The organism is Massilia phyllostachyos, assembly GCF_021044825.1.
In the GTDB taxonomy this organism is placed as follows: domain Bacteria; phylum Pseudomonadota; class Gammaproteobacteria; order Burkholderiales; family Burkholderiaceae_D; genus Telluria; species Telluria phyllostachyos.
Genome location: NZ_JAJNOC010000002.1, coordinates 747,368 through 770,724 on the forward strand (window position 1 = coordinate 747,368; position 23,357 = coordinate 770,724).

The 23,357-nt window shown below is 67.1% G+C and carries 25 protein-coding genes; 6 read left to right on the forward strand and 19 right to left on the reverse strand.

The window, feature by feature from the left end; translation table 11 throughout:
* Window positions 1-20 precede the first annotated feature (20 nt).
* A complete protein-coding gene (locus LQ564_RS10320; RefSeq protein WP_231058005.1) occupies window positions 21-1,991 on the reverse strand; it encodes a peptidase U32 family protein in 1,971 nt (656 codons plus the stop codon).
* 79 nt (window positions 1,992-2,070) lie between these two features.
* Complete coding sequence (locus LQ564_RS10325) at window positions 2,071-2,799, reverse strand: siderophore-interacting protein (RefSeq protein WP_231058006.1); 729 nt, start codon at window positions 2,797-2,799, stop codon at window positions 2,071-2,073.
* A gap of 90 nt (window positions 2,800-2,889) precedes the next feature.
* Here LQ564_RS10325 and LQ564_RS10330 point away from each other — a divergent pair, with 90 nt between their 5' ends.
* Window positions 2,890-3,303, forward strand: coding sequence for a MarR family winged helix-turn-helix transcriptional regulator (locus LQ564_RS10330; protein ID WP_231058007.1), 414 nt, complete (start codon window positions 2,890-2,892; stop codon window positions 3,301-3,303).
* 3 nt (window positions 3,304-3,306) lie between these two features.
* Here LQ564_RS10330 and LQ564_RS10335 read toward each other — a convergent pair whose 3' ends face one another.
* From LQ564_RS10335 to LQ564_RS10350, 4 genes are all read right to left on the reverse strand, one after another.
* Complete coding sequence (locus LQ564_RS10335) at window positions 3,307-3,849, reverse strand: putative glycolipid-binding domain-containing protein (RefSeq protein ID WP_231058008.1); 543 nt, start codon at window positions 3,847-3,849, stop codon at window positions 3,307-3,309.
* An 82-nt stretch (window positions 3,850-3,931) separates the two neighbouring features.
* On the reverse strand, window positions 3,932-4,129 hold the full coding sequence (locus LQ564_RS10340) for a hypothetical protein (protein ID WP_231058009.1): 198 nt from the start codon (window positions 4,127-4,129) through the stop codon (window positions 3,932-3,934).
* 126 nt (window positions 4,130-4,255) lie between these two features.
* Window positions 4,256-5,215: a chemotaxis protein gene (locus LQ564_RS10345; protein WP_231058010.1), complete on the reverse strand. Its 960-nt coding sequence runs from the start codon at window positions 5,213-5,215 to the stop codon at window positions 4,256-4,258.
* Between the two features lie 146 nt (window positions 5,216-5,361).
* Window positions 5,362-7,224, reverse strand: a complete 1,863-nt coding sequence (locus tag LQ564_RS10350; RefSeq protein ID WP_231058011.1) for an AI-2E family transporter — start codon at window positions 7,222-7,224, stop codon at window positions 5,362-5,364.
* Between the two features lie 253 nt (window positions 7,225-7,477).
* Here LQ564_RS10350 and LQ564_RS10355 point away from each other — a divergent pair, with 253 nt between their 5' ends.
* Window positions 7,478-8,035 (forward strand): sigma-70 family RNA polymerase sigma factor, encoded by a 558-nt coding sequence (locus LQ564_RS10355; RefSeq protein WP_231058012.1) that lies wholly within the window; start codon window positions 7,478-7,480, stop codon window positions 8,033-8,035.
* The gene (locus LQ564_RS10360; protein ID WP_231058013.1) at window positions 8,032-8,736 is read left to right on the forward strand and encodes an anti-sigma factor; all 705 of its coding nucleotides are present in this window, start codon (window positions 8,032-8,034) and stop codon (window positions 8,734-8,736) included. Before LQ564_RS10355 ends, LQ564_RS10360 begins: the two co-directional genes overlap by 4 nt.
* Before the next feature lie 38 nt (window positions 8,737-8,774).
* Here the strand turns inward: LQ564_RS10360 and LQ564_RS10365 are convergent, their stop codons facing one another.
* Complete coding sequence (locus LQ564_RS10365; protein WP_231058014.1) at window positions 8,775-10,400, reverse strand: DUF4394 domain-containing protein; 1,626 nt, start codon at window positions 10,398-10,400, stop codon at window positions 8,775-8,777.
* 663 nt (window positions 10,401-11,063) lie between these two features.
* Between LQ564_RS10365 and LQ564_RS10370 the strand changes: the two genes are divergently transcribed.
* Window positions 11,064-12,314, forward strand: a complete 1,251-nt coding sequence (locus LQ564_RS10370; RefSeq protein ID WP_231058015.1) for a lipopolysaccharide biosynthesis protein — start codon at window positions 11,064-11,066, stop codon at window positions 12,312-12,314.
* 13 nt (window positions 12,315-12,327) lie between these two features.
* Here the strand turns inward: LQ564_RS10370 and LQ564_RS10375 are convergent, their stop codons facing one another.
* The 12 genes from LQ564_RS10375 to LQ564_RS10425 form a co-directional block, all read right to left on the reverse strand.
* Complete coding sequence (locus tag LQ564_RS10375; protein ID WP_231058016.1) at window positions 12,328-13,479, reverse strand: YIP1 family protein; 1,152 nt, start codon at window positions 13,477-13,479, stop codon at window positions 12,328-12,330.
* 198 nt (window positions 13,480-13,677) lie between these two features.
* A complete protein-coding gene (locus LQ564_RS10380; RefSeq protein ID WP_231058017.1) occupies window positions 13,678-14,466 on the reverse strand; it encodes a transporter substrate-binding domain-containing protein in 789 nt (262 codons plus the stop codon).
* A gap of 11 nt (window positions 14,467-14,477) precedes the next feature.
* A complete protein-coding gene (locus LQ564_RS10385; RefSeq protein WP_231058148.1) occupies window positions 14,478-15,398 on the reverse strand; it encodes an isoaspartyl peptidase/L-asparaginase in 921 nt (306 codons plus the stop codon).
* 2 nt (window positions 15,399-15,400) lie between these two features.
* On the reverse strand, window positions 15,401-16,135 hold the full coding sequence (locus tag LQ564_RS10390) for an amino acid ABC transporter ATP-binding protein (RefSeq protein WP_231058018.1): 735 nt from the start codon (window positions 16,133-16,135) through the stop codon (window positions 15,401-15,403).
* Window position 16,136: 1 nt separating this feature from the next.
* Window positions 16,137-16,808 carry an amino acid ABC transporter permease gene (locus tag LQ564_RS10395; RefSeq protein ID WP_231058019.1) on the reverse strand — a complete coding sequence of 224 codons (672 nt, stop codon included), beginning with the start codon at window positions 16,806-16,808 and terminating at the stop codon, window positions 16,137-16,139.
* Window positions 16,808-17,467: an amino acid ABC transporter permease gene (locus tag LQ564_RS10400; protein WP_231058020.1), complete on the reverse strand. Its 660-nt coding sequence runs from the start codon at window positions 17,465-17,467 to the stop codon at window positions 16,808-16,810. Before LQ564_RS10400 ends, LQ564_RS10395 begins: the two co-directional genes overlap by 1 nt.
* Before the next feature lie 74 nt (window positions 17,468-17,541).
* Complete coding sequence (locus tag LQ564_RS10405; RefSeq protein ID WP_231058021.1) at window positions 17,542-18,273, reverse strand: copper homeostasis protein CutC; 732 nt, start codon at window positions 18,271-18,273, stop codon at window positions 17,542-17,544.
* Window positions 18,266-19,183: an ROK family protein gene (locus LQ564_RS10410; protein WP_231058022.1), complete on the reverse strand. Its 918-nt coding sequence runs from the start codon at window positions 19,181-19,183 to the stop codon at window positions 18,266-18,268. The genes LQ564_RS10405 and LQ564_RS10410 overlap by 8 nt, the downstream gene beginning before the upstream one ends.
* A gap of 118 nt (window positions 19,184-19,301) precedes the next feature.
* Entirely contained in the window at window positions 19,302-20,291 is a 990-nt protein-coding gene (locus tag LQ564_RS10415; protein ID WP_231058023.1) for a site-specific integrase, read from the reverse strand.
* Window positions 20,292-20,457: 166 nt separating this feature from the next.
* Entirely contained in the window at window positions 20,458-20,943 is a 486-nt protein-coding gene (locus LQ564_RS10420; RefSeq protein ID WP_231058024.1) for a hypothetical protein, read from the reverse strand.
* Window positions 20,944-21,075: 132 nt separating this feature from the next.
* Window positions 21,076-21,207, reverse strand: coding sequence for a hypothetical protein (locus tag LQ564_RS25835; RefSeq protein WP_269143486.1), 132 nt, complete (start codon window positions 21,205-21,207; stop codon window positions 21,076-21,078).
* Window positions 21,208-21,521: 314 nt separating this feature from the next.
* Entirely contained in the window at window positions 21,522-21,803 is a 282-nt protein-coding gene (locus tag LQ564_RS10425) for a hypothetical protein (RefSeq protein WP_231058025.1), read from the reverse strand.
* A 77-nt stretch (window positions 21,804-21,880) separates the two neighbouring features.
* On the opposite strand from LQ564_RS10425, the gene LQ564_RS10430 reads away from it, so the two are divergent.
* Window positions 21,881-22,588 (forward strand): hypothetical protein, encoded by a 708-nt coding sequence (locus LQ564_RS10430; RefSeq protein WP_231058026.1) that lies wholly within the window; start codon window positions 21,881-21,883, stop codon window positions 22,586-22,588.
* A 367-nt stretch (window positions 22,589-22,955) separates the two neighbouring features.
* Window positions 22,956-23,312 (forward strand): hypothetical protein, encoded by a 357-nt coding sequence (locus LQ564_RS10435; protein WP_231058027.1) that lies wholly within the window; start codon window positions 22,956-22,958, stop codon window positions 23,310-23,312.
* Window positions 23,313-23,357 lie beyond the last annotated feature (45 nt).

Below are 23,357 nucleotides of genomic sequence, written 5' to 3' on the forward strand. Positions count from 1 at the left end.
GCTAAGCGATGCGAGCGCCGTCAGGCGCGCGGACGCTGGCGGTGGAAGGTCAGCGGGCTGTAGGGCACGGCCGACGGCGGCGGCTGTTTCAGGATGTTGGTCTTCATCGCGCCGACCACGTGCATCTCGCAGGGCTTGCAGTCGAAGCGCAGGGTGTAGCGCTCGTCGCCGCTGACCAGGGTCATCGGTTCCGCCCGCACCTGGCCCTGCACGCCTTGCACGCCCTTGGCTTGCTTCGGGCACAGGTTAAAGGAGAAGCGCAGGCAGTGCTTGGTGATCATCAGCGATACTTCGCCCGGCTCTTCGTGCGATTCGTAGGCCGCGTCGATCAGTTGCACGCCGTGCTTGTGATAGAAGGCGCGCGCCTTTTCGTTGTAGACGTTGGCCAGGTAGCTCAGCTGCTGGTCCGGGTAGACCGCCGGCGGTTCCGCGGCAGCCTTGCGCTGCGGACGGTCCCAGGCGGCCAGGCGCGCCGCTTCGTGGGCGGCGACGGCATCGCGGCGCAGCGCGTTGATCGCACTGGCCGCCACGAACCAGGGCTGCGACAGCGCCAGTTCCACCGCGCCGGCCTCGAACATGGTGTTGCCGAGCTTGGACAGGTTGGTGCGCAGCGCGGCGGCGGCCTGCTCGGCCTGCTGGGCCGGCTGCAGTGCGATCTCGGCGGACGTGGCGGACGCGATGCCGTCCTCGTCGCGGATCACCAGGCGCAGGCCGCCCGGCTGTTCTTCCAGGCGCAGGTCGATGCGCACCTTGCGTTCGGACGACTTCTTGTTGAGCGCCGCTTCCCAGTGGTGGTCGCGGTTGCGGTGGATGACGGTGCCGACCTTCAAGCCCGCCAGGCTTTTCACCATCTCGTTCGGGAACACGCGCCAGCGCTGGGCGTCGCCATCCTCGCCCAGCTTTTCGGCGGTATTGGCCTGCAGCCCGACCGTCTCGCGCTTGTTCATGTAGTTCAGGCCGTCGCCGTTGGCCATCGCGGCATTGGTCGACAGCTCGATGAAGTCCGGCCCGACGCGGGTAACCGTGCCCAGTTCCACGCCCACGTACTTGGGCGAATCGAAGGCGCCGATATCGTCCTGGCGCCCTTGCGCGAAGTAATCGGTGTGGCCGCGGTGGAAGTTCTTGTCGACGTCCGGGGTGAACAGCACGCGGGTCGTGCCGCTCGATGCGCGCGCGAATTCCGGGCGGCGCTCGAGCAGCTCGTCGAGCAGCAGGCGGTAGTGGGCCGTGATGTTCTTCACATAGCCCATGTCCTTGTAGCGGCCCTCGATCTTGAACGAGCGGATGCCGGCGTCGACCAGGGCTTCCAGGTTACGGCTCTGGTCGTTGTCCTTCATGGAGAGCAAATGCTTTTCGTAGGCGACCACGCGGCCCTGGCCGTCGCTCAGGGTATAGGGAAGGCGGCAAGCCTGCGAGCAGTCGCCGCGGTTGGCGCTGCGGCCGGTGTCGGCGTGCGAGATATAGCACTGGCCCGAGAAGGCCACGCACAGGGCGCCGTGCACGAAGTATTCGAGCGGCGTATCGACTTCGGCCTTGATCTTGCGAATCTGTTCGACGGTCAATTCACGCGCCAGCACCAGCTGGGAGAACCCGACGTCGCCCAGGAATTTCGCCTTGTCGACGCCGCGGATGTCGCACTGGGTCGAGGCGTGCAGCTGGATCGGCGGCAGGTCCATTTCCAGCAAGCCCATGTCCTGGATGATGAGGGCGTCGACGCCGGCCTCGTACAGCTGCCAGATCTGCTTGCGCGCCAGCTCCAGCTCGCTGTCGTGCATGATCGTGTTCATGGTGACGAAGATGCGCGCGCGGTAGCCGTGGGCAAATTGCACCAGGGCCGCGATGTCGTCGAGCGGATTGCTGGCGTTGTGGCGCGCGCCGAAGGCGGGGCCACCGATGTAGACCGCGTCGGCGCCGTGGAGGATGGCCTCGCGGCCGATCTCGGCGGTCTTGGCGGGCGACAGCAGTTCAAGCTCGTGGGATAAGAGGGACATGACGGTTTCCTTGATGCGAAGGCCGAAATTATAGCCACATCAAGGGCTTGCGTCATGCCCGGCCAGCCCTGACGGCCGCTTATTCGAGGTTTTCGTGGTGATCCGCCACACCTTGCTTCCAGTAGGCCGAGACCCGCATGGCGTCCTTGGGATGCGCCTTGTCCTCGGCCAGCACGGCGCGCACGGCCTTGGCAGTGCTCGCTTCCCCGCCGAACCAGGCGAAGCCGTCGCCGCCAGGGAGCCGCAGCGCGCGCAGCGTCTCGACCAGTTCGGCATCGCTGTCGACCCAGCGCAGGTCGAGCCCGGCCTGCGTTTCGGGCAGCAGGCGGTCGCCCCCGCTCGCGTGGATCACGGCAAACACCGGGCGATCGGCCGGCAGCTCGGCCAAACGGCGCCGCATCGCCGGCAGGGCGCTGCGGTCGCCCGCCAGCAAATGCCAGTCGTATTCCGCGGGAATGACCATCGAGCCGCGCGGCCCGCCTATAATGGCGCGCTGGCCGACAGTGGCGGCGCGCGCCCAGACCGACGACGCGCCGTCTTCGTGCAGGGCGAATTCCAGCGTCAGTTCGCGTTTGTCCAAGTCATGGTGCAGCGGCGTGAAGTCGCGCCGCACCTGCTCGCCGTTCACGTCGAAGATGAACTTGACGTGGTCGTCGAAGGAGAGCGAGGTGAACTGGGCCAAGGCTTCGCCCTGGAAAGTAATGCTGAGAAAACTGTCGCCCACTGGGGCGATGCGGGCGACGGTGACGTCGCGGATGTGGAGTTCATGGCGCACGCGTTGTACGCCCAGGCGGTTTTGCCGTTCCATGTCGGTCCGAATTAGTTGATAATGTCATCCATTATGGAAAAAGAAGTTGATAAGGTCAATCATTTTCTCTCATCCGGAGACGGTGAGGTCATGGAGGCCATGCACGCGATCATGCACCTGTATCGCGCGCTGCGCGCGGAGGCTGGCGCCGGCGGCGAGATCAGCCATATGGAAACCAAGGCGCTCGGCTATTTCGCACGCCATCCCGGCGCCACCCAGCGCGACCTGGTCCAGCATTCCGGCCGCGACAAGGCGCAGGTGACGCGCCTGGTGCAGGGCTTGCGCGACCGGGGCCTGCTCGATGCGCGCCAGGACGAGCAGGACCGGCGCAGCACCCGCCTCTACCTGAGCCCGCTCGGCGAGACCGTGTTCGTGGACATGCACCGCCACGGCCAGCAGCTGGCCGGCCAGGCGCTGGCGGGGCTGAGCGAGGCCGAGCGGGGCCAACTGGCCGGCCTGCTGGCGCGGGTCCAGGCGAATTTGCGCGCGCAAGGCGAGGAATAAGGTCTACGGCGCCCGGACACGCCGGAACAGCGCCGGATAATCGATCACCAGCCCATCCTCGTCGACCGCGAGCGTGGCTTCGAAGCCGATGTCGAGCGCCTCGAAACGGTAGCGGCGCGGCGCCAGCCGGGTATAGGCTTGCGGCGCGCGGCGCACCTCGAGCGTCGGCACCTTGATCCAGGCCATCAGGAGTTCGGTGCGCTCCTGCAGGCCATCGCCGAGGCGGCGGATCGGCAGGGTATTGGTGAAGGGTGTGGCGGAGATGTCAAGGTCGATGCAGCCGTCCAAATGGCGAAGCTTGCGGCCGTCGCTGTCGCGCCAGGCGCCGTCGCCGTCGGTCGTCATGACCAGCGAGGCGCCGCCCGCCACTTGCACCTCGACCGAGCGCACGCGCCAGCCGGCGTCGCAGCAGATGCGGTAGCCGCAGCCGAAGGCTTCGTCGCCGACGACCACGCCCTCGGCGACGATCACGTCGTCACGCCACTGCAGTTCGAGGTGTTCGAGCCCGGCGCCGTCTTCCGACCGCCAGCGGTAGCACTTGTTCATGGCCGCTTCCTCCCGTGGCGCAGACGGTAGCATGGCGCACGCGCCGCCGCCGCGCGTTTCCGCGCGGGGATGAAGAAGAAACCTAGTCGTTGCGGGGATAGCGGCGCCGCTCGGTGCGCCGGCGGCGCTCCGGTTCATCCACGCTGCGCAGCAGGATGTCGCGCGGGATGCGGCAATTGTCGAGGTAGTCGAGCGCGAAGCGCAGCCCCCGGGTTTCCGCCAGGAAGAAGGCGTACTCGGCAGTTACTGCGGTGTCCTCGTCTCGTCGTCGCTGTACCATGTTGTCAATATTACACGATGGCGGCGCGGCGCGCCGTCCAGTGTGTGAGCGTTTGTAACTGGACAACGCGAGAGACGAAACAGCCGTTGACACGCGGGCAGCCGGGGCTGCCCGCGCCGGGGCGCATTACTGGCGCAGCAGGCGGCGCAAGGTGGAGGCGAGGTCTTCGGCCGAGAACTTGGCGACATAGGCGTCGGCCTGGACGTTCTTGACGTGTTCCTCGTTGGTGGTGCCCGACAGCGAGGAGTGGATCACCACCGGCATGCTGGAAAAGCGCCCGGTCTTCTTGATGTTGCGGGTCAGGGTGAAACCGTCCATTTCCGGCATCTCGAGGTCGGTCAGCACCAGCGCGACCTTGTCGTGCACGGTCTTGCCTTCGGCTTCGGCGGCGTTGGCGATGCTGTTGAGCTGGTCCCAGCATTCGCGGCCGCTCTTGGTCATGATGAAGGGCAGGCCCATTGCGTTCAGGCCGTCCTCGATCAGGGCGCGCGCCACCACGGAATCGTCCGCCGCCAGGATCACCGAACCCGGCTTGATGTGGATCTTGGCGCCGACCGTCTGCTGGTTGATCTCCGGGCCGGAATCCGGGTTCATGTCGCGCAGGATGGTCTCGACGTCGAGCACCTGGGCCAGGCGGCCCGGCACGCCGTCGACTTCCGGCAGGCGCGCGATGCTGGTCACCATGCCGCTGGCGGCGGTGCGCTCGGCCGACATCACCTGGTTCCAGTCCAGGCGCACGATCTCTTCCACGCTCTCGACCGCAAAGGCCTGGGTGGTGCGCGCGAATTCGGTCACCAGCATGATGTTCAGGCCGGTCTTCGGCTTGACGCCGGCGATCGCCGGCAAGTCCAGCACCTGGATGATCTGGCCGCGCAGGTTGACCACGCCCAGCACGTGCGGCATCGAGCCGGCGACGGCGGTAATCTCGGGCATCGCGACGATCTCGCGGATCTTGAACACGTTGATGCCGAACAGTTCGCTACGCTCGCCGTTCTCGTCGCCGCCGAGGCGGAACAGGAGCAGTTCGAACTTGTTGTTGCTGGTGAGGTTGCTGCGCTCGTCGACTTCTTGTTGAACCGATTTCATATTCCGCCATGTAGTGATAATGCCGATAGGAAAGCATTTTACGTGGGAAAGACTGGAAAACGTAAACACCTGCTCAACTTCGACAAATTTTCAGAATCACCGAAGCACAAAAACAACGAATTCTCACACTTGTCTTGTCATTCCATTCACGCCGCCGCCTGCCGGTCCGGCGCCACGAAGGCCAGGCCCTCTTCGAAAGAGCGCAGGATCATGTCCACGTGCGGCTCGACCAGGGCGCGCTTGGGCAGTTGCTCGTCGTAGGGCAGCAACACCGTTACCAGCAGCGCCTCCGGCAGGTCGGCGCGCAGCGAGGCTACCGCGGCGCACCACTCGTCCAGGTTGTCCTGGCGCGGATAGGTGATGAACACGGTCGACACCAGTTCCGGCCCGGTGCCTTCCGGCCGTTCGCGCTGTTCGCCGGCCGCGCCGACAGCGATGCTGCGCGCATCGACCTCGCCCTCGCGCAGGGCGCGCACCAGCAGTTCGGTGATGAATTCGTCGCGCTCCGACGGCAGCCCGGCGCACAGCACGATCGACCCCGGCGGCACGTCGAGCGAACCTTGCCAGCGCCCGAAGCGGGCTTCGCGCATCTGGCGCAGGTGGGCGCCGATGTTGGCGTCCAGCAGCGGCACGTGCTTGCGGCGCATGCGCGCACGGCGGTCGTAGTTCGACGACACCGTCTCCGCGATGTTGGCGATCACCGCCCGCATGCGCTCCTGCTGGGCCTTGTCGATCAGGCCGGCGCCCAGGTCCGACACCGCCATGCGCAGGCCCGGCAGCAGCACGTGGTCGCAGTAGCGTGCGAAGCTGTAGCGGCGCACGTAGGCGCGCGCATCCTTGCCCAGTTCCGCCGCCTCGCCCGCCAGCACGCGCTGGTGGAAGCGCTCGGCGTCGGTCATGTCGGGCGCGTCGCCGAGCAGGATGGTGACCGGGGCCAGCGCGCGCACGTGGCGGCCGGCCACCACCAGGCACAGTGTCAGCGGGGTGGAGAGCAGCAGGCCGACCGGCCCCCACAGCACGCCCCAGAACAGCGCCGACACGATCACCGCCAGCGGAGACAGGCCCGAGCTGTGGCCGTAGACCTTGGGCTCGATGAAGTTGGCCAGCGCCAGTTCGAAGGCGAGGAAGATCGCCATGCAGGTCAGGGCCAGGGTCCAGCCCGGGTCGATCGCGGCCACGAACACGGCGATGATGGCGCCGGCCAGCAGCACGCCCAGGTAGGGCACGAAGCGTAGCACGCCGCTCAGCACACCCCACAGCACCGCGTGCGGCACCCCGGCCAGCCACAGCGACAGCCCGATCACGGCGCCGAAGGTGGCGTTCACGATGAACTGCGAGAAGAAGAAGCGCGACACGCCCTGGGCCGCGTCGCCCAAGGTGCGGATGGTGCGGCTCACTTCCGCCTGGCCGGCCAGGCGCACCAGGCGGTCGCGCAGCGACCCTTGTTCGAGCAGGATGAAGACCAGCAGGATCAGCACCACGCCGGCTTCGCCCACCGGCCCCCAGACCAGGGCGATGGCCCGTCCCAGCGTGTCCTTCATGGTGCGCGGCACCCGCACCTCGACCGGCACCGGCTGATTGGCCGCCGCCAGCGTGCCGCGCCGGGCGCGCGCCGGCTCCACCGTGCCGGGCGGAGCCACCGCGGTCAGCTCGGCCTCGAGCCGGGTCAGCGGCCGCTCGACCATGTCGCGCACCTTGACCACCTTGGTCTTGATCGCGGCGCGGTACTGCGGCAGGTCGCGCGTGATCGTCACCAGCTGGCTGGCCAGCACTGCGCCGATCCCGACCACGCAGGTGGCGACCAGGGCCACCGACAGCAGCACCGCCGGCATGCGCGCCAGCCCGACCCGCGTCATGCTGCGCACCAGCGGCGCCAGCACCAGGCTCAGGATCAGCGCCAGCGCCAGCGGCTCGAGCACCTCGCGGCCGAAATACAGGAGGGCGACGACACAGGTGGCGCTGACCACGGCGTTGGCGTTCAGGCGCAGGGAGGGAAGCGGGACGTTCATTCGTTGCGAGGGGGCGTTCGTCAAGGCAAACGGCTATGTATAAAGCAAAACGCGCCGTTCGCCAAGTGGCGGGGGGCGATTTGCCGCCTCGAAGCGACGCAATGGTTGCGCCGACGGAGTAGCCAGCCCGCGCTCGATCAGCCTGCCGATGTGTCGCCGGCGCCGCCTTCGGCATGACCGCATTCCTGCATCGGTAACCGTGTGCGGCCTGAAATGCTCTACCATGCACTGTCTTCAACCTACCCACCCATCCATGGCGACTGCGACGACCGACATCTTCGACTACGAGGCCGCGCTGCACGCCTGCGCGCGCGGCGACCAGGGCGCGCTGCGCCGCATCTACGACCAGGACGGCCGGCGCCTGCTGGGCGTGGCGCTGCGCATCGTCCGGCAGCGCCAGGTGGCGGAAGACGTCCTGCACGATGCCTTCCTGAGCATCTGGACCCGGGCCGGTACCTTCGATCCGGCGCGCGGCGCCGGCCGCGGCTGGATCCACAGCATCGTGCGCAACCAGGCGATCAGCTTCGCGCGCAGCAGCGACCGGGAACTCCCGCTCGGCGACGATGTGCTCGCCGGCCTGGCGGCCGACCCCGGCCTCGGGCCCGAAGAGGCCTTCGCGCTGGGCGAGGACCTGGGACGCCTGCGCGATTGCCTGGTCGGGCTGGACGCTTCGAAGCGCACCAGCATCCTGTATGCCTACGTCGACGGCTGCTCGCACAGCGAGATCGCACAGCGCCTGCGTTCGCCGCTGGGAACGGTCAAGGCCTGGATCCAGCGCGGTCTGAAGTCGCTGCGGGAGTGCATGGGATGAGCGCAGCGGACAACAGGCCGGACGGCGATCCGGATGAACTGGCTGGCGAGTACGTGCTCGGCACCATGCCGCTGGAGGCGCGCCGCGCGTTCGAGCAGCGGCTGGCCGGCGACGGCGAACTGCGCGCGGCGGTCGCGTGCTGGGACGCGCGCCTGCTGCCCTTGAGCCGCCTGGCGCCGCCGGTCGACCCGTCGCCGCAGCTGTGGACGCGTATCGCGGCTTCGCTGGAGATGCGTGCGCCGGCGCCGGTGTCCGCCGCGCCGTGGTGGAACCGCCTCGGACTGTGGCGCGGCCTGGCGGCGGCCGGATTCGCGGCGGCCGTCCTGGCGGTAGCGGTCGGCCCGCTGGCGCCGGTCACGCCGGCGCCGCGCTATATGGTGGTGCTGGCGGCGCCCGACAACCAGGCGCCGGGATGGGTGCTCCAGGGCCGCGAGGCGGACCGCCTCACCCTCGCGCCGCTGCGCCCGACCGCGGTGCCGCCGGAGCGCGCGCTGCAGCTCTGGACCAAGGCCGATGGCTGGAGCAAGCCGGTGTCGCTCGGCCTGGTCAAGCCCGGCCAGTCCGTGGAGGTGCCGCTGCGCGACTTGCCGCCGCTGCAGCCGAACCAGCTGTTCGAGATCACGCTGGAGCCGGGCGCCGGCTCGCCGACCGGACGCCCGACCGGCCCGATCCTCTACATCGGCCGCGCGGTCAAGATTTGAGCAAGATGGGCGGTTCCCGCCCACGCCTGCAGCGTTGGCTACTTCAGCCAGATCGCGATGTCGCGCAAGCCAAGCCCCCCGCCGATGCCGGCCGAGACCGGCGTGGCGGCGCCGGTCGCCAGGTCGACCCGGTACAGCGTCGACGGGCCACCGGCCGTGGTGCGCAGCGCGGCCAGCACCAGGCCATTGGCGCCGCCGGCGATGTCGAAGCCGGCATCGCCGACCGCCGCCACGCCGAGCGCCCCGACATTCACGAGGGTGCCGTCGTTCGGCGGATTCTGCAATGCCAGGCTGGCGCTTGCCGTATCGATGTCGTACAGCGCCGTGGCGGTCGTTCCCGCATAGCTGTTGGTATAGGCCGCCGCCGTCACGCTCGGCGCCGCGCCGCTGCGGTTGATCGCGCCGTCGGTCGTGGTGGCGCCGGTGTCGACGTTGATGCGCAGGCTCTGCCCCGTATTGCCGATGACGCGCAGGCGGTCGGCCACCGGATTGAAATCGACCGCGAAGGCGGCGCCGGCGATCGCCGTGTAGGGCTGGGTCGTGTCGGCCGGGTCGGCGCTCAGGGTGGTCTTGGGCGTCGCCGCGCCGGTGGCCGGGTCGATGGTCACGATGCGGGCGTTCGAGGTGATCCCGTACAGCAGGCCGTCACGCGGACGGAAGTCGATCCCGAGCAGGGTCTCGGCAGCGGCCAGGCCGGTGATCGCCACATTGGCGTCGAGGGTGTTGGGGGTGGCCGGCTTGAACGACACCAGGCGGCCGTTGTCGGCCAGGCCAACCACCACCGGCGCGGCGACGGCGCGCAGCGCGATGCCGCGGATGTCTTCGGTCAGGCCCAGGGCGCCGACCGCGCTCAGGGGCGCCGAGGTCGCCGCCAGGTTGACCGTGTACAGGTTGCGCGCGCCGCCGACCGTCAGCACCGCATACCCCATATTGTTGCGCGCGTCGATGTCGAAGCCGTTCATGGCGCCGGCGTCGACGCCGAGGGCGACCGGGGTGGCAAGGGTGCCGTTGTTCGGCGGGTTCTGGACGTACATGGTGTCGCTGGCCGAATCGAGCACGTAGAGCGTGGTGGCGGCGGTGCCGGCAAAGGAATTGGTGTACGCGGCCGCGGTCACGGCGCCGTTCGGCGCACCGCCGTTGATGTCGCCGTCGGTGGTGGTGGCGCCGGTGTCGACGTTGATGCGCAGGTTCTGGCCGGTGCTGCCGACCACGCGCAGGCGGTCGGCCACCGGATTGAAGTCGACCCCGAATTCCGTGCCGGCCAGGGCGCTGAAGGGCGCCGTGCTGTCGCTGCTGTCGGCTGCCAGGCGCGATTTGAGGGTGGCGGCGCCGCTGCCGGTATCGATGGTATAGATCCGGCCACTGCTGCCGACGCCGTAGAGCAGGCCGTCGGCCGGACGCACGTCGATGCCGACCAGGTTTTCGCCCGCCTGCAGGCCGGAGACCGGCACCGAAGTGCGGATCGTTCCCGGGGCGTCGCGGTTGACGCTGACCAGGCGGTTGCTGGCCGTCAGGATGAACATGTCGCCGGCGCTCAGTGCGGGCGGTGTCGGCGTCGGGGCCGGCGGCGTGGCCGGACGGTCGTCGTTGCTGCTTCCGCACGCGGCCAGCGCTGCGCCCAGGGTTGCCGCCAGGAGGAGGCGGGCGGGGAGTTGTCGTTGCATGTTCTTGTCCTTTCGTCGTGAGAGTCGGATGGCGTATGCCTGGTGTCGCGCCCGGCGCGCGGGGCGCCGGAACGTGCTGACTCTTTCACTACGCGGGACGGCGCTGTCTGGATGCACCTTTTTGAAAAAAAAATTTATCCGCCTGTCTAAGCGGGTGGCGGCCGGGGGTGTTCCAGCCAGAGGCGCAGCCGGGCCGACAGCTGGCGCAAGTCGAGCGACCTGATCGAGACGGAAGATGCCGGCCCACGCCCGCATGGCATGGACCACGGCATACCGTCGCTGCGCCGTCTACGCCAAGGGCTGCAGGCGGAACGTCGTGATACGGGCTACTGGTGGGACTGAAGGCGCGGAGCGCAGGGACGCTTGTCGGCTGTCTGCAAAGGTTAATAGTGGAGATGGCGCAAACCGGGTCGATGGGCGACAGGCTAGCATTGGGAGGCGCATCGCATCGGCATGAGCTGGCCTCGCTGGGTAAGCAAGCTCATCAATAGCACCGTCATGGTGCAGATTCACGGCATCCCCCCTGTACAAGCACCTTCTTTTGCCAGACAAGGGCTCTCATGCGCCTTTACACAGATTTACATGACCGCCTGGAGGCGGGTGAAAGCCCACTTCGGCCAGCCCGATACGATTTACCAGGTGAGTTACCGCGATGACATCCCCATGAGTATGCCGCGTCCCGAATTCTGGAGGAATGTCGCCACGGTCATGACTGGCGCGACCGGCGCACAGGCGCTGACCTTGCTGGCGGCGCCGCTCCTCACCCGCCTGTGCACGCCGGCCGAGATGGGCAGCTTCAGCGTCTGGCTGGGCGTGATCGCCGTCACCTCCATCATTGCCACCCTGCGGGTCGAGAACGCCATGGTCATCGACCACGAGCGCGGCCAGCAGCGGCTGTGCTTCGGCGTCGTTGCCTGGTTCGCGACCCTGCTGGGGCTCGCCGTCACCCTGTGTTCCCTGTGCGCCTGCGCGCTCGGGCTGCCGCCGCTGCAGACGGTGTCCTGGCCCGAGATGGCCACCGTCGGCCTGGCGACCTGGATGGGTGCGAACATCCAGACCACGCTGGCCTACGCCGCCGCGCACCGGCAGTTCGGGACCGCGGCCCGGATCAAGCTGCTGCAGGCGGGCACCATTGCCACCAGCCAGCTGGCGTTGCTGTATGCGGGCGTCGACGGCGTCGCCCTGTTGGCCGGGCAATTGATCGGGCTCGGCGCCGGGCTGGTCGCGGGCCGCCTGTTGCTGTCGCCGCCACGCGCGCGCTTTTCCTTCTTTCTCGACCGCACCCAGCGCGCCTACCTGCACAAGCATCGGGCGTTCTGGCGCTACTCCTTGCCGTCCAGCCTCCTGAACACGATGGTGGGGCAATTGCCCCTGTTCATGATCGGCATCCACCACGGCGCGCTGGCGGCCGGCCTGTTCGCCCTGACCCAGCGCGTGCTGGCCGCGCCGACCGCGCTGATCGCCACCTCGATCCTGGAAGTGTTCAAGCGCCAGGCCGTGAATGAATTCCAGACGGTAGGCAATTGCCTGGCCGTATACCGGAGCACCTTCAAGGCGCTGGTGCTGCTGGCGCTGGGGCCGACCCTGGTGCTGCTGCTGTTCTCGCCGGCGCTGTTCGGCTGGCTGTTCGGGGAGGACTGGCGCCCGGCCGGCGACCTGGCGCGTATCCTGGCGCCGCTGTGCTTCCTGAACTTCGTCGCCAGTCCCTTGAGCTATGTGTTCTTCGTGTCCGGCAAGCAGCGGATGGAGCTGTGCTGGCAGGTCGTGCTGTTCCTGTGCACCTTGCTGGTGTTCGTGGCGCCGCTGTCCCTGCACGGCTCGCTGATGGCCTACGCGATCATGCGTTCGGCGCTCTACCTCGTCTACCTGTACATGTCGCACCTGTGCGCGCGCAACGTGCCGGTGCTGGCCTGAGACCGCTTGGAGCTCAGGAGGGGCTGCCGCCGCGCCGCCCGGAGGTCAAGCGGGCAGCATTGCCGAACGCGCGCCGCGCGCTGTCGACGGTCAGGGCGATGCCGGTCGCGGTCAATACCGAGGCGAGCACCAGGCCGGCGAACCAGGGATACGCGACCGATGGCTGCTGCATCAGCGGCTGGCCGAGGCGCGCATCGCCCCACGCCGCGAGCAGCATAATGACGGGAAAGTGGAAGAAGAAGGTGAACGAGGCCGCCTGCGCCGGCCAGGCTTCGGACGCCCGCACGGCGGCGAACGTGCCGCTGTCCTGTCCCTTCGGATACACACTCCACACCAGCGCAGCGAATCCGACCCCGGCGCCCAGGAAACCGAACTGTATCACCCAGTCGCGCAGCACCGCCTCCAGCCCGCGGGTAGCCGGCCCAAGGAAGCGCGACAGCAGCAGGGCCGCGCCGAACAGCGGCAGTGTCGCCGGCAGCGGCGGCCGCCAGCTGCGCCCCTCCGCCAGGAACACCAGCCCGAGGCCGGCCAGCCAGATCGCCGACCAGATCAGGAATTGATAGGGCAGGAAAACGATGGCCAGTGCCGGCAGCAGCACCCGGGCGGCGCGCCTATGAGGCTGCGGCAATTGCCCGGCGCGCAAGAAGACAGCGAGCAGCACCAGCGACCAGAACAGGTAAGAGAGCAGGTACAGCATGCTGTTGCCGCCGAAATTCGCTACGACGAACGGTTGCAGCATGAGCAGGTTCCCGAGCAGCACGGCAAGCCCGAGCGCCAGGGTGCTGAATTCCGGGAAGGCCGTGTAGACCCCGGTGTCGCCGAACAGGTGCGCACCGGTATGGTCGAACGCCGCCCCCAGCAGCAGGCCGGGCAGCAGCAGGCCGTACAAGCCCAGCGCATGCCGCCCCAGGGAAGCGTCTCCAGGCCCCGGCCCGGCGCGCTGCCGTCGCAGGATGAGTCCGACGAGCATGCCGTCCAGGATGAAGCACACCGCATACGCTTCATGGCCCAGTCCGGTCAGGAAATACAGCCCGGTCAGCAGGAGACTTTTATCCTCGACCGCATCGTAGTTGACAAAGGCCAGGAACCTGACGTGGTACATCAGGGCGACCAGCGCGCTGCCCCAGCGGGCCAGCAGGAGGAATTGCACGAACCTGGCGCTCATGGGACACCTCGTCGGTAGCGGGCGAGCCGGAACGGCACGCGCCTTGATCGATCCTAAGCAAAGGCTATTGATACTTGGAAAATTGCTCGCTTGCGTCAAGCGCAAGGCAGATCGATTCTAGCGACGAGCGGGGCGGGCGGCTTGAGCCCGCACATGGGGCGGCGCAGCGGGGAAGGATCCCCGCGCGCATGGCTGGCGCTAGCGGGCCTGCAGCGAAGGCGGCACGGACTGGGTGCCCCACCATTTCTTGTAGTTGGCCGCGTAGGCGCCCGACTTAATGTAATCCGCGACAAACGCGTTGACGAAATTCAGCAGCGCCGGATCGCCCTTGGCCATCGCGATGCCGATCGGCGTGTTGCCGTACATTTGCGGCAGGGTTGCCAGCTGATTGTTCTTGCTGGCCAGGTAATCGAGCAGCGAGGAATCCTCGATGCCGGCGTCGACCCGCTTCTGCTGCAGCAGCAAGACGCCGTCCGGCGCGAAATTGTCGGTGTAGACCGGCACCGCCTGCGGCGCCGACTTCTTCAGGAAAGCGTCGGCCGTGGTGCCGCGCCCGACCACGACGCGCTTGCCGTTCAGGTCCGCCAGCGTCTTCACATTGGCGCTTTTCTGCGCGATCACGCGCAGGCCGGCCACGTTGTACGGCATCGAAAAGTCCACCACCCGTGCGCGCTGCGGCGTGATCGAGACGTTCGCCACCACCAAATCCAGCTGCTTCGACATCAGCATCGAGATGCGCGCGTCGCTCGACACGTCGGAGAAGCGCACCGGCACGCCGAGCTTCGCGGCCAGCTGCGTGGCGACGTCGACGTCATAGCCGACCGGCTCGTTGGCGGCATTCCGGAAGCCCACCGGCTCGCCGCCCAGCGAGACGCCGATCCGCACGTAGCCGCGCGCCTTGATGTCCTCGATGCGGCCGGCCAGCGCGGAAGTCGCGACCAGGGTCAGGGCCGCGGCCACGGCCAGCTGCTTCATACGGTGTTGCATGAGGTGTCCTTTCACGGGTTGATCCTGGCGGCGACGCGCAGTTCCGCCTTGTCCATGCGCTCGTCCCAGTACCAGTAGCGTATCTCTTCGTCGCAGCGGTAGTTGACCACCTGGTGATTGCCTTGCGCATCCATCGCGTGGATCACGACGCCGGCCAGGAAGCCGCTTTTCAGTTCGGCCAGCTCCTCGACCGCCAGCTTGACCGCGTCCTCGAGCGAATGGCCCAGGCGCAGCGCCAGCACGATGCTGCGCGACGTCCCGCAGCGCATCGTCATCTCGCCGGTATGGGTGCAGGCGGCCGCGCCGAAGCGGCTGTCGGCGTAGAAGCCGGCGCCGGGAATCGGGGAGTCGCCCAGCCGCCCCGGATACTTCCAGGCCCAGCCCGAGGTCGAGGTCACGGCGCCGAGGTTGGCGCCGGCGTCGCGCGCCAGGAACACCGTGGTGTCGCGCACGCGTTCGGGGTCGGTAATGGCGGTGCTGAGCGGCGCCAGGGGGATATCGGGGAAGGCCGCGCGCTGCTGCGGCGTCATCTGCTGTTCCAGTTTTTCCCACCACACCCGCTTGCTGTCCGGATGCAGCACCTCGTCGACCGCGAAACCGCGCTCGGTGGCAAAGCGGCGCGCGCCGGCGCCGGTCAGCATCACGTGCGGCAGGTGCCGCATCACCTCGTAGGCCAGGGCGGAGACGGGCAGCGTGGCCGGCACCGCGCCGACCGCGCCGACGTCGCGCGTGGTCCCGTCCATGACGCCGGCGTCGAACTCCATCTCGCCCAGCATGTTCGGCCAGCCGCCGTAGCCGACGCTGCGCACCCTGGCTTCGCGTTCGACCTTCGCGATGCCGGCCACCATGGCGGGGATCCCGGCTTCGCCCCCCTTCAGGAGGTCGACGGTGGTGTCGAAGCCGGGCCAGGCCTCGGCGTTCGCTAACAGCATTTTCACGATTTGCTCATCCTCGATAAGAATTGGGCGATGCGCGGCTGCGCCAGGCCGCCGTCCGGCGCGAAGAAGCGCGCGGTCGGCAGGTCGGCCAGCAGCCGGCCGCCGTCCAGGAACACGATGCGGCTCGAAATATGGCGCGCGAATTCGATCTCGTGGGTGACGAACAGCATGGTGGTGCCGCTGCCCGCTAACTTGGCCAGGATGGCCAGCACCTCGGCCGTCATCTCCGGGTCGAGCGCACTGGTGACCTCGTCGAGCAGCAGGTAGCGCGGCTTCATCGCCAGCGCGCGGCAGATGCCGACCCGCTGGCGCTGGCCGCCGGAGAGCTGGCTCGGGTAGGCGCCGGCGCGCTCGAGCAGGCCGACGGAATCCAGCAGCGCGCGCGCCTCGTCCTCGGCCTGGCGGCGCGGCGTGCGCAGCACCTCGATCGGCGCCAGCGTGATGTTTTCCAGCGCCGTCATGTGCGGGTAGAGGTTAAACAGCTGGAACACGGTGGCGCAGCAGCGGCGCGCTTCGCGCAGGCCCTTGGGATCGTCGACGCGGTGGCCGTCGACCGTGATCGCGCCGCCGTCGAGCTTTTCCAGGCCGTTGATGCAGCGGATCAGCGTCGATTTGCCCGAGCCGCTGGCCCCGAGGATCGAGACGACCTCGCCCGGGTCGACGCGCAGGTCGACGCCGTCGAGGACCGTATTGGCGCCGAAGCGCTTGGCGACGCGGTCGATATGGATCATCCTAGACACCCTTCCATTGGCTATGCGCGCGCAGGCGCGCTTCCCTCCGTGCGCAGACTCCCGCGACAAGGCGCGCCATCAGGTAGTACAGCAGGCCGATCACGGTCCAGACGATGAAGGGCTTCAAGGTGCGCAGGTTGAGGATCGCGCCGACCTTGGTGAGATCCACCACGCCGATCACGGAGATCAGGGACGTCACCTGCAGCTGGTTCACCAGGAGCCCGGTCAGCGGCCCGAAACCGAAGGCGGCCGCCTGCGGCGCCACCACGCGGCGCAGCGTTTGCCAGCGGGTCAGGCCAAACACGCGCGCCGTCTCGACCTGCTCGCGCCCGACCGATTCGATGGCGGACACCGCGATCACGTAGACAAAGGCGGCCGTATTGCCGGACAAGGTAATGAGCGCCGCTTCCACCGGCGAGAGGTCGGTCTGCAGCAGCACCGGCAGGCCGAAGAACACGAGGAAGAGCTGCACCAGCACCGGCGAATTCTTGAGCAGTTCGGCGACCAGGGCCGCGATCTGCGCCAGCACCGGCACGCGGTAGTAGCGCAGCAGCGCCCAGGCCAGGCCGATGAGTAAACCGATGAAGGTGGTCGCCGCGAACAGGGCGACCGAGACCCCGAGGCCCTGCAGCAGCAGGAGCAGGTCGTGTGCGGTAAAAGCGTCGTAGCGCATCAGGCCAGGTTCCGGTTCAGGCGCCGGTGCAAGGCGCCGCTGGCGAGCGACACCAGCCAGGTCATGAAGGCGTACACGACCAGCAGCAGCGCGTAGACCTCGAACGGGGCGAAGGTGTCGGAGGCGACGATCTTCGCGGCGCCGGTCAGCTCGTTGAGGGTGATCGCCGACAGGATCGACGAGGTGAGGATCAGGTTCACGAACACGGCGCCGAGCGGCCGGATCGAGGTGCGCAGCGCGATCGGCAGCACGATGCGGCGGTAGATCGCGAGGCGCGACAGGCCGCTGACCTGCGCCGCCTCCAGCACGCCCGGCTCCAGCGCCAGGATGCCGGAACGGATCACGTCGGACACGAAGGCGCCGCCGGCCAGCGACAGGGCGAGCACGCCGGTGGCGAAGGCGCTCAGCTCGACGCCGATCTCGGGCAGTCCGTAGAACAGGAAGAACAGCTGGACGATGAAAGGGACGTTGCGGAAGACGTCGACGTAGAGATTGGCGATGCGCCGCGCTTGTGAGCCGCTCGCCGTGCGCATCAGGGCCACCGCGATGCCCAGTACCAGGGCGCCGGCCAGGGCCAGCGCGCAGGCCAGGGCGGTCAAGCGCGCGCCCGCCGCGAGGTCGCCGAGATAGGGCTCGAGGATGGTCGGATCGAACGTCAAGCAGGGCGCTCCCGTGTCAATGAAACGCGTCGAGTGTCACACACGGGCGCGCCGATTTCAAGCGAAAGGCCGGTTCACCCCAGCAGTTTAGCTTTCAGGGCCGCGACTTTCGCGCTGCTGGTGCGGCGGCGGGCGCCCGAATCGAAGCCGAAGGCCGCGACCTGGGGCGACGGCGGCGGAACCGGGTCCGAACACGACGCGTGGACCTCGCTCAAGGGCAGCTGCGCGCGAAGCAGGTCGACGTTGTCGGCGTTGATGCCGGCACCGGGCATGATGGCGATGCGGCCGGCGGCGGCCTCGAAGCAGCGCCGCAGGCCGTCCAGCCCTGCCGGGGCGCTGGCGGCGCCGCCGGAAGTCAGGATGCGTTCGAAGCCGAGGTCGATGGCGAGGCTCACCGCCTGCCCCAGGTCCGGACACAGGTCGATGGCGCGGTGCAGGGTGCAGCGCAGGCCGAGGCTCGCCGCACGGCGCAGGAGCCGCTCGAGGACGCGCTCGTCGAGGCGTCCGTCCGGCAGCGATGCGCCGAGCACCACGCCGGGCAAGCCGCCGGCGGCCACCGCCTCGATGTCAAGCAGCATCAGCGTCACTTCCGCCTCGGTGAAGCAGAAGTCGCCGCCGCGCGGGCGGATCATGGCGACCACCGGCACCGGGCTACTGGAAGCTGCGCGAATCAGGCCGGCGCTCGGCGTCAAGCCGCCGATCTCGAGCGCGCTGCATAGTTCGATGCGGTCGGCGCCACCCTCGATCGCACGCGCCAGGCCGTCGGCGCTGTCGACGCAGACTTCCAGCGTGATCGCCTCAAGCATGCGCCTGGCCCAGCTTGGCGAGGCCTAGCCATGCGGCGCCGATCAGGCCCGGCTCCGCGCCGGCCTGGCCCGGCACGATGATGGGCGCGTCGGTCTTGCGCAGGATCGCGCCGCGCACTGCCGTATCGAGCCGCGCTATCAGCGGCGCGCTGTTGGACAGGCCGCCGCCGACCGGCAGGATCGAGGCGCCGACGGTATTCACCAGCATGGCCAGCGGGCCTGTCAGCAGGTCGACGAAGCAGTCGATGGTGAGCGCGGCCTGGGCGTCGCCGGCCTGCCAGGCGTCGATGATGGCGCGGCTGTCGATCCGCTGCCCATGCAGGTGCTGGTGCAGCCGCTCCAGGCCGCGCGCGCCGCCGACCGTATCCAGGCAGCCGGCCTGGCCGCAGCCGCAGGGGAAGCGCGGGATGGCTTGCGGCGGCGTGCCGGCGAACTGCGCCGCGACCGGGCCGTGGCCCCATTCGCCGGCGAAGCCGCCCGGGCCGCCGATCAGCTGGCCGTTGTAGACCAGGCCGCCGCCGACGCCGGTGCCCAGGATCAGGCCGAACACGTTGGCGTGGCCGCGGCCCGCGCCGGCCTGGGCCTCGGCCAGGGCGAAGCTGTCGGCGTCGTTGATGATCCAGACCGGCAGACCCAGGGCCTGGGTCAGGTCCGCGGCGAGCGTGCGCCCGTCGATGCAGGGGATGTTGGCGCACTTGATGCGGCCCTCGCTCGTATCGACCACGCCGGCGATCGAGATCGCGACGCCACGCGATGGACCGCCTTCAGCGATCAGCGCGCGCATGACGTCCACGAACGCCGCAAAGTCATGGGTGGGCGTGGGCACCCGTTGCAGGTCGCCGATCTGGCCGTCGCTGGCCGCGACCGCGCACTTGATGGCGCTGCCGCCGATGTCGAAACAGGTAATCATGGTGCGCATCATACCGGCAAGCGCGTTCGCCGCGCCAGTAAGCTGGTTTCACGTAGGGTGGGCGGAGGACCGCCCACCCTACAAATCCGCAGTGCTTGCGTGACCTGAAGAGGGTTCATTAGCCGGGATCCGGCGTCACGCGGGTCAGCTTGTAGTCGGCCGCCGAACGTTCGAGCGCCAGGCCAAGCGCGTCCTTCAGCTCCTCGGGCTTGGTCCCCTCGTCGAGCTGCCGCTTGGCGAAGGTATTGCGCAGCGTGCGCCCGCCCGAACGCGACAGGTCCAGCCCTGCGCGCTCGAAGGTGGCGCGCATCTGCACGTAGACCGTTTTCCTGGTCAGCCGGTTGCCGGCCAGGTTGGCGGGAAAGACGAACTGGCCCGGAATCGCCATCTTTTCCCGCTCCTCGAGCCATGGGCGCAGCTCGTCGACGCCTTCGCGGGGTAGGGCGACCGTGTGTTCGTGGCTGGTGTCGAGCTTCTCGCTTGGTGTAATGGTAAGCATGATCGACCCATCGATCGCCGTCTGGCCGCCCACTTCCGACACCAGCAGGCCGACCGCTTCCGACACCTTCAGGCCGGCCAGCGCGATGACGACCTGCATGGCGCGGTCACGGCGACGCTTCCAGCCATCGAAGGGCGTATTGCGCCGTTTGCGCGGCGCGTCGGCGGGGAGGGCGGCGAAGAAGCGTTCCAGCTGGTCGTCCGAGAGGCTGCGTCCGGCGTCATCCTTCTTGATGTGGGCGCGGTCGATCTGGAGGATGGCTTGCTGCGCCGGGTTCGGCGTCACGGTCAGGTGTTCGTAGCAGCGTTCGAGCAGACGCAGGTAGCGGTAGGCGATCTTGCTGTTCAGGACCGGCTTGCCCTTTTCGGTGCGGCCGATGAAGCGCAGCAGGTCGGCCTGGGTGGCGGTGGAGAAGGCGAGTCCCTGTTCCGCGATCCATCCGGCGACGTTGTTGAACATGAAGGTGTAGATCTTGGCCGATTCGGCGGACAGGATCTTCAGCGTCCCGTCGGCGCGCATGCGCCGGCCCGTCTCGGCGAATGCTTCGGTAGAGACGAATGCCTTGAATGCCTTGACTGGGTCGGCATCCCATTGGGTGAGGGAGTGCATGGTGAGTTCCCTGAATAGTCGGTGCCGTCACCATACCATAAAAGGTAACTAACCAACGGTGTTCGGCCCACAACCCGAACAAATAGGCGCCAACAACTACGATCAATCCCCCAATGCTCAAGCAGGCCGCCAGGAGGGAGGTGGCTGCTCGATGGCGCCCAGAAGTTCAACGCGCCAGGAATGACCGGCTGGCCACCTCGTAACGCTCCAGCGTTTCCATCTGTTCTTTCCGCAAGGGCAGGTTGGGCGTTGATTTGAAATCCGCGATCGTCTGCCGGGCGTCGTCGAGAGGGCTCAGCAGCAGCGTGTAGATGGCGCCCCAGAACGGCAGCCAGGTCCACGCGCAGATCTCCTCGGAATGCCTGACCCGGTACCAGTCGTCGTGGATGAAATCGAGGCGGCGCATGACGCTGCAGATCCGCGCCACCACCAGGGCGTCGCCGGCCAGTTCCACGAACCGTTCCGGCTTGCTCAGCATGCCATGCATGTGCGAATAGGCGGCGCACTGGCGATAGGCGGCGCGGTAGCGCAGGTAATCTTGGGGCCCCGCGTTGGTCCCGACCACCGTTTCGGCGTCGCAGCCGAAGAGCAGCAAACCGGTGAAGCTGTTCAGGAGACTCATGCGGCCGATGCCTTCGACCGGCTTCATCATGGGCGCATGGCGGCGATAGGCGGATTCGAGGACGGGGTAGGCGCCGGCGACTTCTTTTCCAGGCAGGATTCCCAGCCGCAACAGATGGAAGTAGAGCTGCTCGAGCTTTTGCGCGGACAGGATCTTCGGCGCCTAGCTCAAATGATGATTCAGGGTCGGCCAGTTGTAGATATACCAGTCGCCATCGGTGCCGGTCGCCACAGCCTTGTCTTCATCTGCGATGAAGGTATTGAAAATTTGTTCGATATCGGTCTTGGTCGTCATCTGCCGCTTTCATGATTTGTTAGGACACTGCTAAGCTGCGTACTGTCGAGTATAGGCCGAGTTTGTAAGCTTGAGGTCGAAGCACAACTGAAAACGTAACTAACGAACAGGTTGCAATTAAAAACCTATAGCAGAACCGCTAACAACTAAGAAGCCTCTTTCGATACTCAGCCAAGCCACCAAGTAGAAACCACGGTTGACCAAGCGCCCGGGAGAGCATCGGTACCGGACGGGCGCCTGTGTGCACGATCAGAATAGGGCGCCGAACCCATCAGTTACTTGGCACAGCGCTGGGCGGCTCCATTCTCGCGCCATCACCGGATTGCCCTGCACACCTTCCATTCGTTGGCCCAGCGATGGAGATTCCTCATGATTTCCTTCGCAGGTACGTCGGGCGTTGCAGCCTCGGCGACTGCCTTCATGACGACAGGGAGCGGCGTCTCGTCCAACAGGGCCATCAGATGAGGATGGAATTTTTCCGGTGCCTGGCCAGACTGCAGCATGTCTTTCAGCATGTCTTTCAGCGTGTCCGGGCCGAACTCATCTCGATAGCTCGTGCTGATGCGGCGCGCGGCGACCGCAAGCGCGCTTTCCAAACGGCCGGCGGCACTCCAAGCGAGCGCGTTGCTGAGCGATCCGCTACAGTGATGGTGACGCAACCATTGGACTGATTATGATGAGCTTCGCAGCAGACAGGATCCTCGCGGAGTTGCACGCACATCCTCACGATAAGGCCGGATTCGACCGTCAGGATTTCGACCTGCTTGGTAACGAAGAACGGCAGGAGCTTGCGGACACGTTCCTGGCCCTGGTCGAGGACCGGGCGGCGCTTGCCGTGCAGCTTCAGTGGTTATTGGGCGACCAGTTTGCCACTACCATCGAACGCCGAATGGAGGAGCTGCCGTTTGGTGCTCCTGCGCTGGTGTACCTGCCATGCCGACTGCACCAGGTAACAGGAGAGGCCAGCTACCTGGCCACAGCGCGCGCGGAGATCGCACGCGGTTGTATGAGCTGGGGCAGCCAAACAAGAAATGTATTGTTCTTCGTGCGCCAAACACTCTGGCACGATCCGGTTTTTCCCGACCTGTCTCGCCATCTCATCATTCATTATCCGGAGCAAGCCGTGAAGGAAGATGCGATGGAATGGCTGACGCAGGAGAAAGGCTATCGACCAACGGCGTGGCGCGATGATCCGGAACTGCGGCGCTGCCTGCGTGGAATGCTATGCCGGGATGCGCCAAGTGCTCGCGCGCTGGCCATCCTCGACCGCCTGCATATCGACACGGGCACCGTGCGAGCAGCTGCGACGACACCGAGTGCAGCGCCGGCTACCAAGCTTGAAAGGGCGGCTAAAGCGCTCGTACCTGAACCCGATGACTGATCGGTTCATCCAACTCCTTGATTTTCAAAACCTGGTTCGAACCGTGACTGGTTTTAGGTTCACGCCTGTCCCATCGCCGAAGTAAGTTGTACCTAATTGTGCCGACTCGACAAACGACCTCGTCGTTTGTACCTAAACCTATATGCTCGGCGACATATCAGAGCCAAACGGCATGCCGGGCGATCGCAGGACCAGGTGCTAGACGGCTGAGTTTTCACCAACCGAAACCGGTGGCGCCCATCTCAGGGCCTGCACCACCGAGTGTTCTTGACAGCATGGCAGCATGCTAAGTATCCTGTAGCGTCCCTTGTCCTGTCCTATGAAACCATCCCGACGCTCCCGGTTTGTCGCGGCATTGATCGCGCTCTTGAGCATGCTCTTCATGCAGCTTGCGTTGGCGTCCTATGTCTGTCCGGAACAGTCGACGAGCGGTGGCGGACACCCGAGCGCAATGGCGACGGCTGGTGGCGAACATGCTATGGGCAGCTGTGCCGACATGGATCCTGTCCAGCCGAGCCTTTGCCATGCGTACGACCAGGCCGACAAACAGTCGCTCGACAAGCCGCAGCTGCCCCTCGTCCATCCTTTCGTTCCGGCCGGCCTGACTCAGCTGATCGGCGAGATCGCCACCAGCTTCCCTGACACTGCCCTGATCGCGCGCGTGCGCCAAACGCACGCCACCGCACCGCCGATCGCGATCCGGCACTGCTGCCTGCGCATTTGACACCTCCTGCCTGGCCCGTCATCGCCGCCGCATGCCCACGCAGCG

Bases quoted from the DNA above. Each gene is read 5' to 3' on its own strand.
- LQ564_RS10340 (WP_231058009.1), bottom strand. From the start codon at position 4,129: ATGGTACAGCGACGACGAGACGAGGACACCGCAGTAACTGCCGAGTAC.
- LQ564_RS10405 (WP_231058021.1), bottom strand. From the start codon at position 18,273: ATGCTTGAGGCGATCACGCTGGAAGTCTGCGTCGACAGCGCCGACGGC.
- LQ564_RS10390 (WP_231058018.1), bottom strand. From the start codon at position 16,135: ATGATCCATATCGACCGCGTCGCCAAGCGCTTCGGCGCCAATACGGTC.
- LQ564_RS10330 (WP_231058007.1), top strand. From the start codon at position 2,890: ATGGAGGCCATGCACGCGATCATGCACCTGTATCGCGCGCTGCGCGCG.
- LQ564_RS10355 (WP_231058012.1), top strand. From the start codon at position 7,478: ATGGCGACTGCGACGACCGACATCTTCGACTACGAGGCCGCGCTGCAC.
- LQ564_RS10370 (WP_231058015.1), top strand. From the start codon at position 11,064: ATGAGTATGCCGCGTCCCGAATTCTGGAGGAATGTCGCCACGGTCATG.
- LQ564_RS10375 (WP_231058016.1), bottom strand. From the start codon at position 13,479: ATGAGCGCCAGGTTCGTGCAATTCCTCCTGCTGGCCCGCTGGGGCAGC.
- LQ564_RS10365 (WP_231058014.1), bottom strand. From the start codon at position 10,400: ATGCAACGACAACTCCCCGCCCGCCTCCTCCTGGCGGCAACCCTGGGC.
- LQ564_RS10395 (WP_231058019.1), bottom strand. From the start codon at position 16,808: ATGCGCTACGACGCTTTTACCGCACACGACCTGCTCCTGCTGCTGCAG.
- LQ564_RS10350 (WP_231058011.1), bottom strand. From the start codon at position 7,224: ATGAACGTCCCGCTTCCCTCCCTGCGCCTGAACGCCAACGCCGTGGTC.
- LQ564_RS10415 (WP_231058023.1), bottom strand. From the start codon at position 20,291: ATGCACTCCCTCACCCAATGGGATGCCGACCCAGTCAAGGCATTCAAG.
- LQ564_RS10345 (WP_231058010.1), bottom strand. From the start codon at position 5,215: ATGAAATCGGTTCAACAAGAAGTCGACGAGCGCAGCAACCTCACCAGC.
- LQ564_RS10335 (WP_231058008.1), bottom strand. From the start codon at position 3,849: ATGAACAAGTGCTACCGCTGGCGGTCGGAAGACGGCGCCGGGCTCGAA.
- LQ564_RS10360 (WP_231058013.1), top strand. From the start codon at position 8,032: ATGAGCGCAGCGGACAACAGGCCGGACGGCGATCCGGATGAACTGGCT.
- LQ564_RS10420 (WP_231058024.1), bottom strand. From the start codon at position 20,943: ATGATGAAGCCGGTCGAAGGCATCGGCCGCATGAGTCTCCTGAACAGC.
- LQ564_RS10380 (WP_231058017.1), bottom strand. From the start codon at position 14,466: ATGCAACACCGTATGAAGCAGCTGGCCGTGGCCGCGGCCCTGACCCTG.
- LQ564_RS10410 (WP_231058022.1), bottom strand. From the start codon at position 19,183: ATGATTACCTGTTTCGACATCGGCGGCAGCGCCATCAAGTGCGCGGTC.
- LQ564_RS10325 (WP_231058006.1), bottom strand. From the start codon at position 2,799: ATGGAACGGCAAAACCGCCTGGGCGTACAACGCGTGCGCCATGAACTC.
- LQ564_RS10320 (WP_231058005.1), bottom strand. From the start codon at position 1,991: ATGTCCCTCTTATCCCACGAGCTTGAACTGCTGTCGCCCGCCAAGACC.
- LQ564_RS10385 (WP_231058148.1), bottom strand. From the start codon at position 15,398: ATGCTGTTAGCGAACGCCGAGGCCTGGCCCGGCTTCGACACCACCGTC.
- LQ564_RS25835 (WP_269143486.1), bottom strand. From the start codon at position 21,207: ATGACGACCAAGACCGATATCGAACAAATTTTCAATACCTTCATCGCA.
- LQ564_RS10430 (WP_231058026.1), top strand. From the start codon at position 21,881: ATGATGAGCTTCGCAGCAGACAGGATCCTCGCGGAGTTGCACGCACAT.